Below are 15,619 nucleotides of genomic sequence, written 5' to 3'. Positions count from 1 at the left end.
GCGTCATGAACTACAACAGCACCATACTCCTTGTGGACGACAACCCGGACTTCGTGGAGCTCGCCAGGCGCGCCTTCATGAAGGGGAATATCGTCAACAACCTGGTAATCGCCGAAGACGGCGTCGAGGCGCTCGACTACCTCTTCGGTACCGGCCAATGGCAGGACCGCGACACCGCAGAGGTGCCGGTGGTGGTCCTTCTCGACCTGAAGCTTCCGAAGGTAAACGGGCTCGACGTCCTGCGACGGATGCGCAACGACCCGCGCACGAGCCTTATCCCGGTCGTCGTACTGACCACCTCCTCCGAGGACCGGGACATCACCGAGGCCTACGCCCTCGGGTGCAACAGCTACATTCGGAAGCCTGTCGATTTCACGAAGCTCTCCGAGGCGTTGCAACAAACCGGGCTGTACTGGCTCGTCCTTAACGAGCCGCCGGTACTGGAGCGGAAGTAATGGGTAAAGCGATCCGCCTCCTCATCGTCGAGGATGTAGAGGACCACGCGCTCCTCATCGTGCGTGAGCTGGAAAAAGGTGGCTTCGCCCCGCAATTCGAGCGGGTGGAGACGAAGGAGGAGCTGGAGAGGGCGCTGGAAGCGGGGGGGTGGGACGCAGTGATCTCCGACTACAACCTCCCCGGCTTCAACGGCGCAGATGCGCTGCAGATGGTGCAGGCGAAGGGGGACATCCCTTTTCTCCTCGTCTCCGGGGCGATCGGGGAGGAACTCGCCGCCGAGCTCATAAAGGGCGGCGCCCACGGCTATATCCGGAAGGGAAACTACGCGCGGCTCGCCCCGACCCTGGAGCGGGAGTTGAGCGATGCCTCAGTGCGCCGGGAGCGCAGGCAGACCGCCGAGGAACTCGCGAAGTACCGGGAGCACCTGGAGGATCTGGTGCACGAGCGCACAGAGCTCCTGGAGCGCGCCAACGAGGCGCTGCGGCACAACGAGGTCCGCCTGAAAGAGGCGAACGAGGCGCTGCGCCTGCACGACGACCGGCTGAGAGTCGCCCTGAAGGCGGCGGCGATGTGCACCTGGCGCTACCTCCCCGATTCCCTCGAGCGGATCTGGGATAGCCACTGCTACACCTTTTTCCACCTCCCCGAGGACCAGCCCCTCACCCACGAGCGTTACCTCTCCATCATCCACCCCGATGACCGCGAGATGCTGGCGGCGAACCTCCACGAGGCGCTGGCGGGGCGGCGGCCGTACAACTTCGAATACCGCATCGTCCTGCCGGACGGCTCGCTGCGCTGGGTGATGACCCGCGGCGAGTTCACCGGCGAGCCGAAGGTGATGACCGGAGTCCTTCTGGACATCACCAACAAGAAGATGGTGGAGGCGGAACTGGTGGAGGCCAAAAAGGCGGCGGAGGAGGCCGCGGTGGCCAAAAGCTCCTTTCTGGCGAACATGAGCCACGAGATCCGCACGCCACTGAACGGGGTGCTGGGGATCACCGACCTCGTGCTGGAGACGGAGCTTAACCAGCTCCAGCAGCAGTACCTGCAGATGATCAGGAATTCCGCCGAGGTCCTCCTCTCCGTGGTGAACGACGTGCTCGACTTCTCCAAGATCGAGGCGGGGATGATGCAGCTCGAGGAGGTGGAGTTCGACCTGCGCGACGCCCTGGAAAAGGTGGTGGAGATGCTCGCCCTGCACGCGCACAGAAAGGGGCTGGAGCTCTCGCTGGACATAGACAGTGAGCTCCCCCCCTTCTTTTTCGGCGACCCTTTGCGGCTGCGGCAGATCCTCACCAATCTCACGGTGAATGCGGTGAAATTCACCGACGAGGGGGAGATCGTGGTTCGCCTGCGGGGCGCGCCTGCCGAGGGGAACCGCTGGCGCATCACCTTTTCCGTCACGGACACCGGGATCGGCATCCCGCAGGGGAAGCTCTCCCTCCTCTTCAACAGCTTCACCCAGGTCGACCCCTCCATGGCGCGCTCGCAGGGGGGGACGGGGCTCGGGCTCGCCATCACGAAGCGGCTGGTGGAGCAGATGGGGGGGCGCATCTGGGTGGAAAGCACCGAAGGAACGGGGAGCTCCTTCATCTTCGAGATCGAGCTGAAAAGGAGCGGGCGGGAGAGGGAACGGGAGCTCGTCGCCACGGAGATGGAGGGGTTGCGCACCCTCGTTCTCGACGACAACGAGACGAACCGGCAGCTCCTGGTGCACTGGCTCTCGCAGCGCGGCGCCCTCGTGGAGACCGCCGCCGCCGGCAGGGAAGCGGTGAGGATGATGACGGAGGCGGCCGCGGCCGGCACCCCGTTCGAGCTCGCCCTCCTGGACATGAACCTCCCGGACATCGACGGCTTCCAGGTCGCCGAGGAGCTGCGGGCGCACTTCCCGATCTCAGAGCTCGGCATCATGATGCTCACCTCGGAAGACATCGGCGAGGGGGCCCGGCGGGCGCGGGACATGGGGATGGTGGCGTACATCATAAAGCCGGTGCGCCCCGCCGCCCTCATGGAGGCGGTGTACAAGGTCCGCTCCTTCCGCTCCGGCGAGACGACCGTCGTGCGGGACCAGCCGCAGCCCGAGCCGGTCCGCCAGCTCCCCTTCTGCACCCGCGTTCTGCTTGCCGAGGACAACACGGTGAACCTGACCGTGGCCGAGGCGATGCTCCGCAGGTCGGGGGCGAAGGTCACCCCCGTCATGAACGGCGCCGAGGCTCTGGAGGCGATCGAGGAGGGGATCTTCGACGTCGTCCTCATGGACGTGCAGATGCCGGGGGTGGACGGCCTGCAGGCCTCCAGGCGGATCAGGGAGTGCGGGTGCGACGTCCCGATCATCGGCCTCACTGCGCTCGCCATGCCGGGGGACCGGGAGCGCTGCCTGGAGGCGGGAATGGACGACTACCTGTCGAAGCCCTTCTCCGCCGACGACCTGATCATGAAGGTGGCGCTCTGGATGCAGCGGCGCCCGCGGGCCGCCGCAGACACGGAGGTCATTCTGCGGCAGGTCGGGGGGAGTAGCGAGATATTGGAGTGCGTGGTGGCGACCTTCAGGGAGAACGCGGCGCTGCAGCTGGCGGACGTCCGGAAGGCGGTGGAGGAGATGGACCACGATGCGCTGGAGAAGGCAGCCCACCGGCTGAAGGGGGCTGTCATGGTAGTCGGGGCGGAAACGGCGAGGTGCCTCGCGGAACAGCTGGAGCTGGCGGGGAAGGAACAGGAGCTGCAAAAGGCGAGGCCGCTCCAGGAGCAGCTTGCAGCGGAGATAGGGAGGGTGCTGGAGAGTCTGGGGGTGCCCCCCTGCTGCGGCGCCAAGGAGCGCGACTGAGGCCTTCAGCCGGCCTCGTCGTCACCGGGGGACCCGGACCGGCATCCGCCACAGACGCCCTCCCCCGCTGGTCCCAATTCGATGCGGAACTCGGCGCCTTCTCCGCAGTTCTGTACGCAGAGTTTCCCTCCCATCTTTTTCTCGATGATCGTCTTTGCCATGTACAGCCCGAGCCCGGTACCCTCGTCCGGCTTCTTCGTGGTGAAGTACGGTTCGAAGATCGAGCCGATGATCTCAGGAGCGATCCCCCCGGCGTTGTCCGAAAGGGCCACGACCTGCTTCTCCCCTTCCGCAAATACCCGGACCGTGATACGCGGCTTCGGCGTCTGGCGCGCCACGAAGGCATCCCTCGCGTTCATCAGTATGTTGATGAGGACCTGGGAAAACTCGTTGGCAAATCCCTCCGCGACCGGATCATCCTCGACCGCGACTTCGATTTCGATGCCGTGCTGGCCGAGGGAGCTCTTCACCATCGCAAGGGTCTGCTCAAGCGCGTCCTTCAGAAGGAAACGATCTTTCTCCTTGTCGGTACGGAAAAAGCTCCTGAAGTCCTCTATGGTGCGGGACATGTGGCCGATGAGCTCCAGCCCCCGCTTCGTGCTCTCCTCGAGAAGTTCCGCGGAGAAGGTGCCGCTCCTGTATGCAACGGTGAAATCCTGCAGGATCAGCCCGAGGATATTCAGGGGCTGGCGCCACTGGTGGGCGATGAACCCGATCATCTCCCCCATCGCCGCCATGCGGCTTTGCTGAATCAGCATCTGCTCCTTCCCCTGCAACTCCTCCAGGGCGCGCACCCGCTTCTCCGTCTCTGCCTGCAGCTGGGTGACCGTGGCGCTGAGTTCCGCCTCCCGCTCGGAGACGGTTTCATGCAGCATCTGCCTGGAACGCTGCAACTCCTCCTCGGTCTCCCAATGCTTGGTGTTGTCGAAAACCACCGCGACCCACCCGTCGAGGACTCCGGCCGTGTCATAGACCGGCATGCAGCGCCCCGAAACCCAGCGGTACCCGATCCCGCGAAACTGCACTCCCGCCTCGTACACGACGGGCTGTCCGGTGAGAACCTGGTCGAGGTGGGGGGCAAGGACCTCATACGCCTCGTCGCCTACGATCTCCCGTATGTCGTGACCGGCGATCTCCTCGGGTGAGAGTCCGTGCCACCGGGCATATTCGGGGCTCACCCAGACGTATCGGCGGTCGCGGCTGCAAAGGGCGACGCCGACCGGCATCGTCTCCGTAACGACCTGCAGCTGCGCCTGCGTCGCCCTCAGGGCGCGCTCTATGTGGGTTTTCTCGGTGATGTCGCGCAAGGTCATGACGCCGAGCACGACCTCCCCCCTCTCCCCCAGCACCGGGGTGCCGCTGAAACTGCGAAACCAGGTCTGCCCCGAATCCTTCCGCCTTACCTCCACGTCCTGCCCCTTGAAGCGCTCTCCGCGCAGGGCACGCACCATCGGCCACATCTCGTACGGGACCGGTCTCCCCTCGAGGTCGTAGAGCTCGAAGACCTGCTGCAGCTCCGCAAGGGGCCTGCGCGCCTCCGCGTAATTGCACTGGTAGAAGCTCAGCGCCTCCCTGTTCATGTGCAGGATCATCCCTCCGGCGTCAGCGATGACCACACCCTCCGCGATATTTTCCAGGACCGACTGCAGCTGCAGCAACAACTCTTCACAGGTCCGCTGCGCCATCTGCTGCGCAAGGGCGTCCTTCTTCCTTTGAACGGCGTATCGGATCGACCGGGTCAGGAGGCTCCCGGTCAGCTCTTCCTTCACGAGGTAATCCTGGATATCGAGCTGCAGCGATTGCAGGGCCTGGTCATCGTCCTGAAAAGTGAGGACAAGGAGGGCGGCGGTCCTGTTCACCGAGCGAAGGGCGAGGGCCGTTTCGATGCCGAGGCTGTCCGGGAGGGTCAAGTCGACGATCATCGCATCAAAGGTGCGGCCGCTGTGCAGCGCCCTCAACGCTTCAGAGAGGTTGTTGGCCACATCGAGCACAAAAGGGGTGGCGGCAAGCATCTCCCTCAGCCGTTCAACCTCCGCGACGTCGCCGTCCACAAGCAATACCGACAATACGGGCAGAACCATGCATGCGCTCCGTCCCCTCCGGTAGCAGATGCCACAGGGAACCATCCCTGCACCCCGTCATTTCAGTCACTTCCACTTCCTAGTTTAACCCTTCTCGAGCGCCCGTGGGGGAAGTGCATTCGAGAAGGTAACGGCTTTACGGAGCGGAGGGAGTTGGGGGGGACGCGGGTTTGTCGGCTCTTGTTGCTTTCCCGTAAGGGTTGAAACTATCATAGCATTAAGGGATGGCACCCCCGCCCCCGCACTGAAACGCCCCTGGAAGCTGCACCCGTACCGCAACCTCAATGAGCATCGCAGGGTGAAAGATGGCAAAAGAGAGCAGAGCAGTCCGAAAGCCACACGTCCTGGCGGCGGAAGACGATCCGGTGTCCCGGCAGTATCTAAAGAGCGTCCTCGACCACTACAAGTTCGAGACGGACGTGGCGACGAACGGCCGGGAGGCGGTCGAGATGTGGGAAAACGGCAGGTATGACGCCATTGTCATGGACGTCCAGATGCCGCAGGTGGACGGCCTGGCGGCCACGAGGGAAATCAGGGAAAAGGAGCGCACGCGCGGCGGGCATATCCCGATCGTCGCCATGACAGGGCACACCTCTGCCGAAGACGAAAAGGCGTGTCTGGAGGCCGGGATGGATATCTGCCTCTCGAAGCCGGTCGACCTGAAGGCGGCAGCCCGGTTGCTACACGACCTCATGGAGGAGCGTGACGGGGAAGCCGGGTAGTACCGGTAACCCCTTCCCCGTTGGCGCCGGACCCGCTAAAGCTGCCATGCCGCACACCATGCGGCGCCGGAGGTGAAAAGGAGCGGAGGGCCCGCAGCTGGGGTATACTTTTGACGGTATTACCAATACTTACGGAGGCGCAGTGATGGACGCTACCCTCGATTACCTCGAGCTCGCCAACGAGCTGAAGAAATATCAGTCGGATATCCTCCGGCTGTGGATCACCCAGCTCTTTCAGAATTCCAGAACGCTCGTTTCCATGGCCGGAGAGGAAAACGTGAAAAGGATGGCTTCCCAGCTTCTTGACGACACGGTGAAGGCTCTCCCGGGAGGTTCCGACGTCAAGTCGGCCACTTACGCCGATGTAAGGAAGACGGTGGAGGCGATCAGCGGAGAGCTGGCGGCACGGGACATCACCCCTTCGGAGACGGCGATGCTCATCTTCTCCATGAAGGACGCGTACCTGGCGACGCTGCAGAACTACTACACCGACAGGGAGCGCCTCACCGAGGTGACCATAGCGGTAAACCGCATTCTGGACGGTATCGCAGTTATTACTTTCGAATCGTTCGGCCACAAGAGGGAGCACGTCATAAAAGAGCAGCAAAACGCCCTCCTGGAGCTTTCCACTCCGATCGTGAAGATCTGGGACCGCATCCTCATGATTCCCCTTATCGGAGTCCTCGACAGCGCGCGCACCCAGACCGTCATGGAGAGCCTCCTCACCGCGATCGAGTCCACCCAGTCGAAGGTCGCCATCCTCGACATCTCCGGCATACCGATAGTCGACTCCCTGGTGGCGAAGCACCTGATCCGCACGGTATCTGCTGCAAAACTGATGGGCGCCCAGTGCATCATCACCGGTATCCGCGCCCGCATTTCCCAGACCATGATCCAGCTGGGGGTTGACCTGAGCGATGTCATCACGCGCGCCACTCTGGCAGACGGGCTGAAGGTCGCCCTCGATATCACCGGGCTCAAAATCGTGCAGAGGTAGCCATGTCGGAGATAACGATCCTCAAGATGGGGGACGACATCATCGTCCCGGTGCAAGAAGAGCTGCATGACAAGGCGGCGATGCGCCTTCAGGAGATGATCCTGCAAAGGATCGAGGAGACGGAGGCGAAGGGGCTCCTCATCGACATTTCCTCAGTCAGCATCGTCGACAGCTTCCTGGCGCGCCTCATGGGGGACACATCAAGAATGGCCAGGCTGATGGGTGTGGAGACGGTCCTGGTGGGGATGAAGAAGGAGGTCGTGGTCACCCTCATCGAGCTCGGCATGGTCCTCACCGGCATCCACACCGCCCTGAACATCGAGGAGGGTCTCGAGTATCTGAAGCAAAAACGGCAGGAGTCGGAGTACCTCGAGGAGGGTCATGAGCTCCAGGTCTGAGATCGCCCGCATAGAGATGACCACCGACGAGTCGGTCGTGGTGGGGAGGCACCAGGTACGGACCGTGGCTCAGCAGATGGGACTAAGCCTTCTGGACCAGACACGCCTGGTGACCGCCGTCTCCGAGCTCGGGCGCAACGTCATCGTGCACGGGCGCGGCGGCACGATGACGGTGAACCGGCTGCAGGAGGAGGACAAGGAGGGGATCGAGGTGATATTTTCCGACAACGGCCCGGGAATCCCCGACGTGAAGCTCGCCATGACCGACGGCTACAGCACGGCAGGCTCCATGGGGATCGGGCTGCACGGAGCGGCGCGCCTGGTGGACGACTTCAAGATCGACAGCGAGGTGGGGGTGGGCACCACAGTGACCATCAGGAAGTGGATCTGATGGAAGAGCGCGTCATGGTGATACTGGACTCGGACGTGCTGAAGTCCCAGCGCCTGGCCCGGAGCATGGCGGCGAACCTCGGGTTTGCGGAATCCGAAGCCGAGGAGGCGGCAATCATCGCCACGGAGCTCGCCCGCAACCTCATCAAGCACCGCACCCTGAACGGCGAGATCATCCTGCGCAGCATCAGAGACGGGGTGAAGGAGGGGATGGAGATCGTCTCCCGCGATACCGGCCCCGGCATCGAGGACCTTGATCGTGCGATGCACCGCTCCTCCGTGGGGACTCTTGGTATAGGGCTCTCGGGGGTAAAGAGACTCTCCGACGACTTCGACATAGCCTCCGGGCGAGGCGGCGGAACGGTGGTCACCGCGGTGAAGTGGCTGAAAGACCCGGTCCTCAGGAGCTTGCACTTCTCGGTCATGTCGCGCCCCATGCCGGGGGAGGACGTAAATGGCGACTCCTGGTTCATAAAACACATGTCCCATTCAGTCACCTTCGGCGTCATCGACGCGCTCGGGCACGGACATGACGCCTACCTGACCTCGCTCGCCGCGCTCGAGGCGGTCGAGGAGAACTACCGCGAGCCGCTGGAGCTGCTGATCAAGCGCTGCCACGACAGGCTCAGGGGGACGCGGGGGGCAGCGATGTCGGTGTGCCATGTCGACTACCTCCAGAAACGGATGAGGCACGTCGGGATCGGCAATGTGGAGACCCGCATCTTCTGCAGCGACCGCAACATCCGCCCCTTCTGCTTCAACGGGACGCTGGGGATGAGGATGGAGTCTTTTCGAGTCATCGACTATCCGTACCACGAAGGGGAGCTGATCGTCATGTACAGCGACGGGATCACCGGGCGCTTCGAAAACGATACGGGAAGGATCTGCCTCCTCTCCCCCCAGGAGATAGCCAACTGGATCTTCCAGAACTTCATTCGGGAACACGACGATGCCACCATCCTTGTCGGGCAGTAAGGCTACCTCCATCGACCTCGACATCGCCGCCAGGAAGTACATGGAGGCGCTGGAGGACTTCTTCAACCGCCGCGAGGAGAAGGCGCTGTACAGCGTCTCCAATCTGGGGAAGGAGCTCGTCATGGCGCGGCACGGTCCGGACATCCTGCTGGAGATCCACGCGGCCTCACTGAAAAAGCTGGTGCAGAAGCTCGAGCCGGAGGCGATCAGCAGGCTCGTGATCAACGCCAACGAAGTCCTTTTCTCCGGCATTATGGCGTACGCCTTGAACTACTACAGCTATATCGACCTCCTGGATATGGAGCACAGGAAACTCGAGGGGGTAAAGCTGCAGCTGGAGGAGCAGGCCCGATCGCTGGAGGAGGCGAACCGGAAGCTCCAGGAGGTGGACCGGGACCGCGAACAGACCCTCATGCAGCAAAGCCGGCTCGCGGCGATGGGTGAGATGCTGGTGAATATCTCGCACCAATGGCGCCAGCCCCTCAACGTGCTCGGCATGATCCTGCAGACTCTGCAGATCTCCTTCGAGTCGGAAGCGATGACGCATGAGTCCGTGGAGCAGGGGGTGACCCGGGCGAGGCAGCTTATCGCCCACATGTCGGAGACGATCGACGACTTCAGGAACTACCTGAGCCCGGAGAAGGCTATGACCGATTTTGATGTCACGCAGGTCGTGGAGAAGGCGGTCTCGTTGGTCGGGGAGACGCTCCAGGATGTACAGCTCGAGATGGTGCGCCCCGCGGAGCCGGTCGTTGCCACCGGGTACCGCAACGAATACGTCCAGACCCTCATCAACATCTTCGTCAACGCGCGCGATGCCTTCCGGGAGCGAACCGTCGCGGAGCCGAGGATAACGGTGTCCATCGGGAAGAAGGGCAACAGGAGCGTGGTGACGATAGCGGACAATGCCGGAGGCATCCCCGACGACGTCATCGGAAGGGTCTTCGACCCGTACTTCAGCACCAAGCCTCCGGACAAGGGGACCGGCATCGGGCTTTTCATGTGCAAGACGATAATAGAGAAGAACATGAACGGGTCGCTGAGCGTCCGAAACACCGCAGAGGGTGCGGAGTTTCGCATTGAGATATAGAGGACGGCACATGCGACGCCACACCCTTTCTCAGCAGCCTCCCCGTTATCACCCCTCTCCCCACCTGCACTTCTTTACCCCTCCCTCCCCCGTGACGCGGGACTCCTTCCGCGCGAGGGAGGTGTGACGATGGGACCATCAGGCGCCATAAAGCTTCTCTATGTGGAGGACGATGCCGAAACGAGAGGGCTTGTCACGAACGAGCTGGCCGCGACGTACCCGGAGCTGCCGCTGTATACCGCGGCGGACGGGGCGCAGGGGCTCGAGCTCTTTCGCGAGCACCACCCGGAAATCGTCATCACCGACGTGAGGATGCCGGTGATGGACGGAGTAGCCATGGCCGGTGAGATGGTGGCGCTCGACCCGGACACGCAGATCATCGCCCTCACAGCCTACAGCGACACATCATCTCTCCTCGGTGCCATTGAGGCCGGAATACATCACTACGTGCTGAAACCGGTCGACTTCGCAAAGCTCGCAGCCGCCGTGGAAAGGAGCATTGCCAGCGTTGAGCTAAGGCGGCGGGTGGAGAGGCAGCATGAGGAGATCCGGCAGGGGGCCGCGGGGCTTGAGAGGCTCCTCGTATCGGAGCGGCGCAGTGCCGAGTCGCTCAGGCAAAGCGAGGAGAAGTTTCGGGCAATCTTTGACAATGCCGGGGTGGGGATTGCGGAGGCCTCCGGCGGCGACCGCTTCGTCGCGGTGAATGGACGTTTCTCGGAGATGCTGGGCTTCAGCCGGGAGGAGCTCCTTGCTCACTCCGTGCACGACCTGACCGCCCCGGAGGACCGCCCGCTGAGCGACGAGATGGACCGCCAGGTACACGACGGGGTGCTGGAGCGGGCGGCCTACGACAAGAGATTTATCAGGCGGGAGGGGAGCCACCTCTGGGTGCGCGTCAACGTCTCCGGCATCAGGGACGAAGAAGGCAGGTGGCTGCGCTCCGTCTTCACCATCGAGGACATAAGCGACCGGAAGGGTGCGGAACAGAGGCTAGTCGAGAGCAAGGAAAAGCTGGAGGAACTCACGACGCTCCTCGATCACGCCCCGGTGCTGGTGCGGAGCGTTGCGGGGGAGATTTCGGTGTGGAACCGGGGCATGCAGTCACTGTACGGTTTCCCCCCTGAGGAGGCGCTCGGAAAGGTCTCCCACCAACTCCTCAATACCGTCTTCCCCGCCCCCCTGGAGAAGATCGAGGCGACCCTTCTTGCAGAGGGGAAGTGGCAGGGGGAGTTGCACCACACGGCACGGGACGGTCGGGAGATCGTCGTGGCGAGTCTGTGGGTCGTGCACCGGACGGCGGAGGGGAAGGTTTCGGTAGTAGAGGTCAACAACGACACAACGGACCTCTGGAGGGCGCAGGCAGAGATACGGACCGGCGAGGAGAGGCTGCGCTTCGCGGCAGATGCCGCGCAGATCGGGACATGGCACTGGGACCTGAGGACCGGACTCTGGATCTGGAGCGACTGGTGCGAACGCTTCTTCGGCGCCGGGCACCCCTGCCGTGGCAGCTACCAGGAGGCCTTCCTGCAATTCATCCACAAGGAGGACAAGGAACGGGTCAAGAAGACGATAGCGAAAGCGCTGCAGGAAAAGAGCGACTTCACCGTAGAGATGCGAGTAAAGCTTCCTGGCGGTGATACGCGGTGGACGCTCTCCAAGGGGCGGGGGTATTACGACGCGGAGGGGCTCGCGCTGCACGTGCACGGCGTCTCCATGGACGTAACACGGCTGAAGCAGGCGGAAATGGTACGGCTGCGCCTCGCGGCGATCGTGGAATCTGCCAGCGGGGCGATCATCGGCTTCACGAAGGATCTGGACGGCACCATCCAGACCTGGAACAGGGGGGCGGAGAGGATATACGGCTACACCCCTGAAGAGGCGATCGGCGAAAACATCTCCATGCTCGTCCCGCCCGGGCATCCGAACGACACCATCACGATCCTGGAGCGGGTGGGGAACGGAGAGCTCATCGAGGACTACGAAACGGTGAGGATGAAAAAAAACGGGGAGCTCGTGCACATTTCCCTCACCGTCTCCCCCATCAGGGACACGGAAGGAAAGGTCATAGGCGCGGCCGCCATCGCCATCGACATCTCCCGCAGGAAGGCGGCCGAGGACGAACTGCGCCGCTCGGAGCGGCAGTTCCGGCAGCTTGCGGAGGCGCTGCCGCAGCTGATCTGGATGGCGGGTCCCGACGGCTCGGTGACCTATGTGAACCAGAGGTGGAGCGACTACACCGGGGGGACGCTCGCTGAGACGGAGTCAGGAAAGTGGGTGGAATTCCTGCACCCGGAGGACCGGGCAGCCACGGCGCAGGAGTGGTATCACAGCGCCCGGACCGGCGCGCCGTACGAGGTGGAATACCGCCTGCGGCGCTTCGACGGCGAGTACCACTGGTTTCTGGCCCGCGGGCTCCCACTCGTCGGCGAAGACGGAAAAATCGTCATGTGGTTCGGGAGCTGCACCGACATCGAGGACCAGAAGCGGGCCCGCGACGCGGCAGAGGGCGCCGTCCGCGCAAAGTCGGAGTTCATGGCGAACATGAGCCACGAGATCCGCACCCCCATGAACGGGATCGTGGGCGTTACCGAGCTCCTCCTCGGCACCGACCTCGACGCGCTGCAGCGTCAATACCTCCATATGGTGAAGTCCTCCGGTGAGGCGCTTCTGGCCGTGGTGAACGACGTGCTCGATTTTTCCAAGCTGGAGGCGGGGGCCGTCGCCCTGGAGAAGATCGATTTCGACCTGCGCGAGACGGTGGAGAAGGCGGCGGAGAACCTGGCCATCAACGCATTCCAGAAGGGGGTCGAGTTGACGGTGGCGGTGGAGCCTCCCCTCCCCCCCTTTTTCCTCGGAGACCCGGCGAAGCTTCGGCAGGTCATCCTGAACCTGGTCTCCAATGCTGTGAAATTCACCGCAGAGGGGGAGGTGACGGTGCAGGTATCGGGAAGGCCGACGGAGGCGGACTGGTGGGAGATCACCTTCTCCGTGCGCGACACCGGGATCGGGATTGCGCCGGAGAAGGTACACTCCATCTTCGACAGTTTCACCCAGGCCGACAGCACCATATCGCGCACCTACGGGGGGACCGGCCTGGGGCTCGCCATCTCCAGGAGGATTGTCGAGCAGATGGGGGGGCGGATCTGGGCGGAGAGCCGCGAGGGGGCGGGCAGCACCTTCTCCTTCAGGATCGAGCTGCAGAAGGCGGAGCATCCAGGGAAGCAGGAGCATGAGCCGGAGGGTCTGGCAGGGGTGCGGGCCCTGGTTGTCGACGACAGCGGGGCGCAGCTGCAAAAGTCCCGCTCGGGGGTCGGGGAATGGCAGGACGAGGTTCCGGAGCGGCCGGGGAAGCTGGTGATCCCAAGATGCAGCCGCGTCCTTCTTGCGGAGGACAACCCGGTGAACCTGACGGTGACGGAGACGATGCTGAGGCACGCCGGAATACGGGTGACGACTGCCAGAAATGGAGCGGAAGCGGTGCAGGCGTTTGAAAAGGGGACCTTCCACGCCGTCTTCATGGACGTGCAAATGCCGCAGATGGACGGCCTGGAGGCTACCCGCCAGATCCGCAGCAAAGGGGGGACCGTGCCGATCATCGGGCTTACCGCCCATGCACTCGAAGGGGATCGTGACCGGTGCCTTGCAGCGGGGATGGACGACTATCTCCCGAAGCCGGTGACGAGCCAGGCCCTCGTTGAGAAGGTGGCCTACTGGATCAGGGAGCGCCCCCTCCCCGCCGCCCGCCCCGAAAGGACCTTGGAGCAGATTGGTGGAGACATAGGCACGCTGGACATCGTGATCGAGACCTTTCTGGAGAGTGCGCCGATGCAACTGGAGGAGGTCAGGTCGGCCGTGGCGGCGCGCGATCCGGAAATGCTACAGAAGGCGGCGCATCTCATAAAGGGTGCCCTCTCTGTCGTTGCCGCGGACGGCGCGCGCTGCCTTGCGGAGGAACTGGAAGAAGCGGGCAAGGTGGGTGATCTCGCCCGCGCAGCGGAGCTTCTACCCCAGTTGGAGGCGGAGCTCGAGCGAGTCTTGAGGGAGCTTGAGGAAACCCGCTCCCGCTGGTGAGCCCTGGTGACGGGCTTGTGAATGTGGTGCAATGTAGGCCGGAATAAGCGCAGCGTTTCCGGCATTGACGGTTGCCACCACCGAAAAGGCCGGCTGCCTGCCGCGAACACCTGCTGGCGGGGACAGGCCCCCATAAGCATGCGGCCTGTCCCCTTCCATGCGCCACCACAGAAAAGGGCGGCGGTCTGCCGGGAACGCCTGCGGCTTATCCCGGCCTACACTGCCTACATTGCCTACGTTACCTCTTCCTGCTACCTCTTCGCCGCAGAGAAGATCTGATCAAAGAGGCCGCCATCGGCAAAATGGATCTTCTGCGCGTTCTTCCACCCACCGAAGACACCATCGATGGTCACCAGGTTGATTTTCGGAAAACGCGACGCATACTTCGCGGCGATCTTCTTGTCCGTCGGACGGTAGTAATTCTGCGCCGCGATCTCCTGACCTTGCGGCGTGTACAGGTACTTCAGATACTCCTCGGCGACCTTGCGGGTTCCCTTACGGTCGACGACCTTGTCCACCACTGCGACCGGCGGCTCGGCAACGATGCTGATCGAGGGGACCACGATCTCGAACTTGTCCTTGCCGAGTTCATTCACCGCCAGAAATGCCTCGTTTTCCCAGGCAAGGAGCACATCACCCTGCCCGCGCTGCACGAAAGTGGTGGTGGAGCCGCGCGCGCCGGAGTCGAGGACCGGGACGTTTTTGTAAAGCGCAGTCACAAACTGCTTCGCTTTGGCATCAGAGCCCCCCTTCTGCTTCAGCGCGTAAGCCCAGGCAGCAAGGTAGTTCCACCGCGCGCCTCCGGAGGTTTTGGGATTCGGCGTGATAACAGAGACCCCCGGTTTCACCAGATCGTTCCAGTCCTTGATCTGCTTCGGGTTCCCCTTTCGCACCAGGAAGACGATGGTAGAGGTATAGGGGGAGCTGTTGTGCGGGAGCCTCTTTTGCCAGTTCTCCGGGATCAGCTTCGCCTTGTTGTGTATCTCGTCGATGTCATAGGCGAGCGCCAAGGTGACCACGTCCGCGTCGAGGCCGTCGATTACCGCCCTCGCCTGCTTCCCGGAGCCGCCGTGCGACTGCTTAACGGTGACATCCTGCCCCCCCTTCTGCTTCCAGTACTTCGCGAAGGCGATGTTGAAGTCCTGATAAAGCTCGCGGGTGGGGTCGTAGGAGACGTTCAGCAGTTCCGTCGCCGCGAGAGCGGCGAGCGGTGTTACCGTCAACGACAGAGCCATGATCACTGCTGCGATTATGCTGTTCCGCTTCATTTACTCCTCCAGTCTATCAACTTAGTAGTCTTTACAGCCAAAAAAATAAGCCTCTGGCGTGAGGCTCCCATAGCGGATGACGCCCCAGTGGCCCCACCAGCTTCACTATTAAGTCTACCGATTTAATAGTGTGATACTTTTATACCTCCCATCCCGCTCATAGTCAAGCAGTTTTATCGCGTCCTCTCTCACCGATGTGCGGATCGGCCTGAGGAGTCGGAAAAAGAAATGCCCCGCCCGACCTTCATGTCGAGCGGGGCATTGTCAGCAAAATACAGTGTGCGACTGCAGCCTACCTGCCGGCGCTCACAGTTACCGTGGCACCGGCGGAGCTTGAAGAACCTGTG

General features: G+C 62.8%; 11 protein-coding genes. 9 read left to right on the top strand and 2 right to left on the bottom strand.

The features are described from left to right. The first annotated feature begins 5 nt into the window (after positions 1-5). Both LPW11_RS17950 and LPW11_RS17945 read left to right on the top strand, forming a co-directional pair. Complete coding sequence (locus LPW11_RS17950) at positions 6-455, top strand: response regulator (protein ID WP_230995246.1); 450 nt, start codon at positions 6-8, stop codon at positions 453-455. After that, positions 455-3,280, top strand: coding sequence for a hybrid sensor histidine kinase/response regulator (locus LPW11_RS17945; protein WP_230995245.1), 2,826 nt, complete (start codon positions 455-457; stop codon positions 3,278-3,280). The genes LPW11_RS17950 and LPW11_RS17945 overlap by 1 nt, the downstream gene beginning before the upstream one ends. A gap of 5 nt (positions 3,281-3,285) precedes the next feature. Here LPW11_RS17945 and LPW11_RS17940 read toward each other — a convergent pair whose 3' ends face one another. Beyond that, complete coding sequence (locus tag LPW11_RS17940; RefSeq protein WP_230995244.1) at positions 3,286-5,361, bottom strand: PAS domain-containing protein; 2,076 nt, start codon at positions 5,359-5,361, stop codon at positions 3,286-3,288. A 305-nt stretch (positions 5,362-5,666) separates the two neighbouring features. Here LPW11_RS17940 and LPW11_RS17935 point away from each other — a divergent pair, with 305 nt between their 5' ends. The 7 genes from LPW11_RS17935 to LPW11_RS17905 all read left to right on the top strand — a co-directional run bounded on the left by LPW11_RS17935 (position 5,667) and on the right by LPW11_RS17905 (position 14,004). Further along, positions 5,667-6,083, top strand: coding sequence for a response regulator (locus LPW11_RS17935; protein ID WP_230995243.1), 417 nt, complete (start codon positions 5,667-5,669; stop codon positions 6,081-6,083). 145 nt (positions 6,084-6,228) lie between these two features. Next, on the top strand, positions 6,229-7,080 hold the full coding sequence (locus LPW11_RS17930) for an STAS domain-containing protein (protein WP_230995242.1): 852 nt from the start codon (positions 6,229-6,231) through the stop codon (positions 7,078-7,080). A gap of 2 nt (positions 7,081-7,082) precedes the next feature. Beyond that, positions 7,083-7,478, top strand: a complete 396-nt coding sequence (locus LPW11_RS17925) for an STAS domain-containing protein (protein WP_230995241.1) — start codon at positions 7,083-7,085, stop codon at positions 7,476-7,478. Continuing rightward, complete coding sequence (locus tag LPW11_RS17920) at positions 7,462-7,869, top strand: anti-sigma regulatory factor (RefSeq protein ID WP_230995240.1); 408 nt, start codon at positions 7,462-7,464, stop codon at positions 7,867-7,869. Before LPW11_RS17925 ends, LPW11_RS17920 begins: the two co-directional genes overlap by 17 nt. Continuing rightward, entirely contained in the window at positions 7,869-8,843 is a 975-nt protein-coding gene (locus LPW11_RS17915) for a SpoIIE family protein phosphatase (RefSeq protein WP_230995239.1), read from the top strand. The genes LPW11_RS17920 and LPW11_RS17915 overlap by 1 nt, the downstream gene beginning before the upstream one ends. Beyond that, positions 8,818-9,933 (top strand): sensor histidine kinase, encoded by a 1,116-nt coding sequence (locus LPW11_RS17910; RefSeq protein ID WP_230995238.1) that lies wholly within the window; start codon positions 8,818-8,820, stop codon positions 9,931-9,933. The genes LPW11_RS17915 and LPW11_RS17910 overlap by 26 nt, the downstream gene beginning before the upstream one ends. Before the next feature lie 129 nt (positions 9,934-10,062). Continuing rightward, positions 10,063-14,004: a PAS domain S-box protein gene (locus LPW11_RS17905; RefSeq protein WP_230995237.1), complete on the top strand. Its 3,942-nt coding sequence runs from the start codon at positions 10,063-10,065 to the stop codon at positions 14,002-14,004. 251 nt (positions 14,005-14,255) lie between these two features. Here LPW11_RS17905 and LPW11_RS17900 read toward each other — a convergent pair whose 3' ends face one another. After that, positions 14,256-15,272 (bottom strand): sulfate ABC transporter substrate-binding protein, encoded by a 1,017-nt coding sequence (locus LPW11_RS17900; RefSeq protein WP_442899793.1) that lies wholly within the window; start codon positions 15,270-15,272, stop codon positions 14,256-14,258. Positions 15,273-15,619 lie beyond the last annotated feature (347 nt).

It is taken from the genome of Geomonas sp. RF6, assembly GCF_021044625.1.
Classification (GTDB): Bacteria; Desulfobacterota; Desulfuromonadia; order Geobacterales; family Geobacteraceae; genus RF6.
The sequence above is the reverse complement of the archived record's forward strand: the minus strand, read 5'-3'. Positions and strand labels throughout refer to the sequence as shown.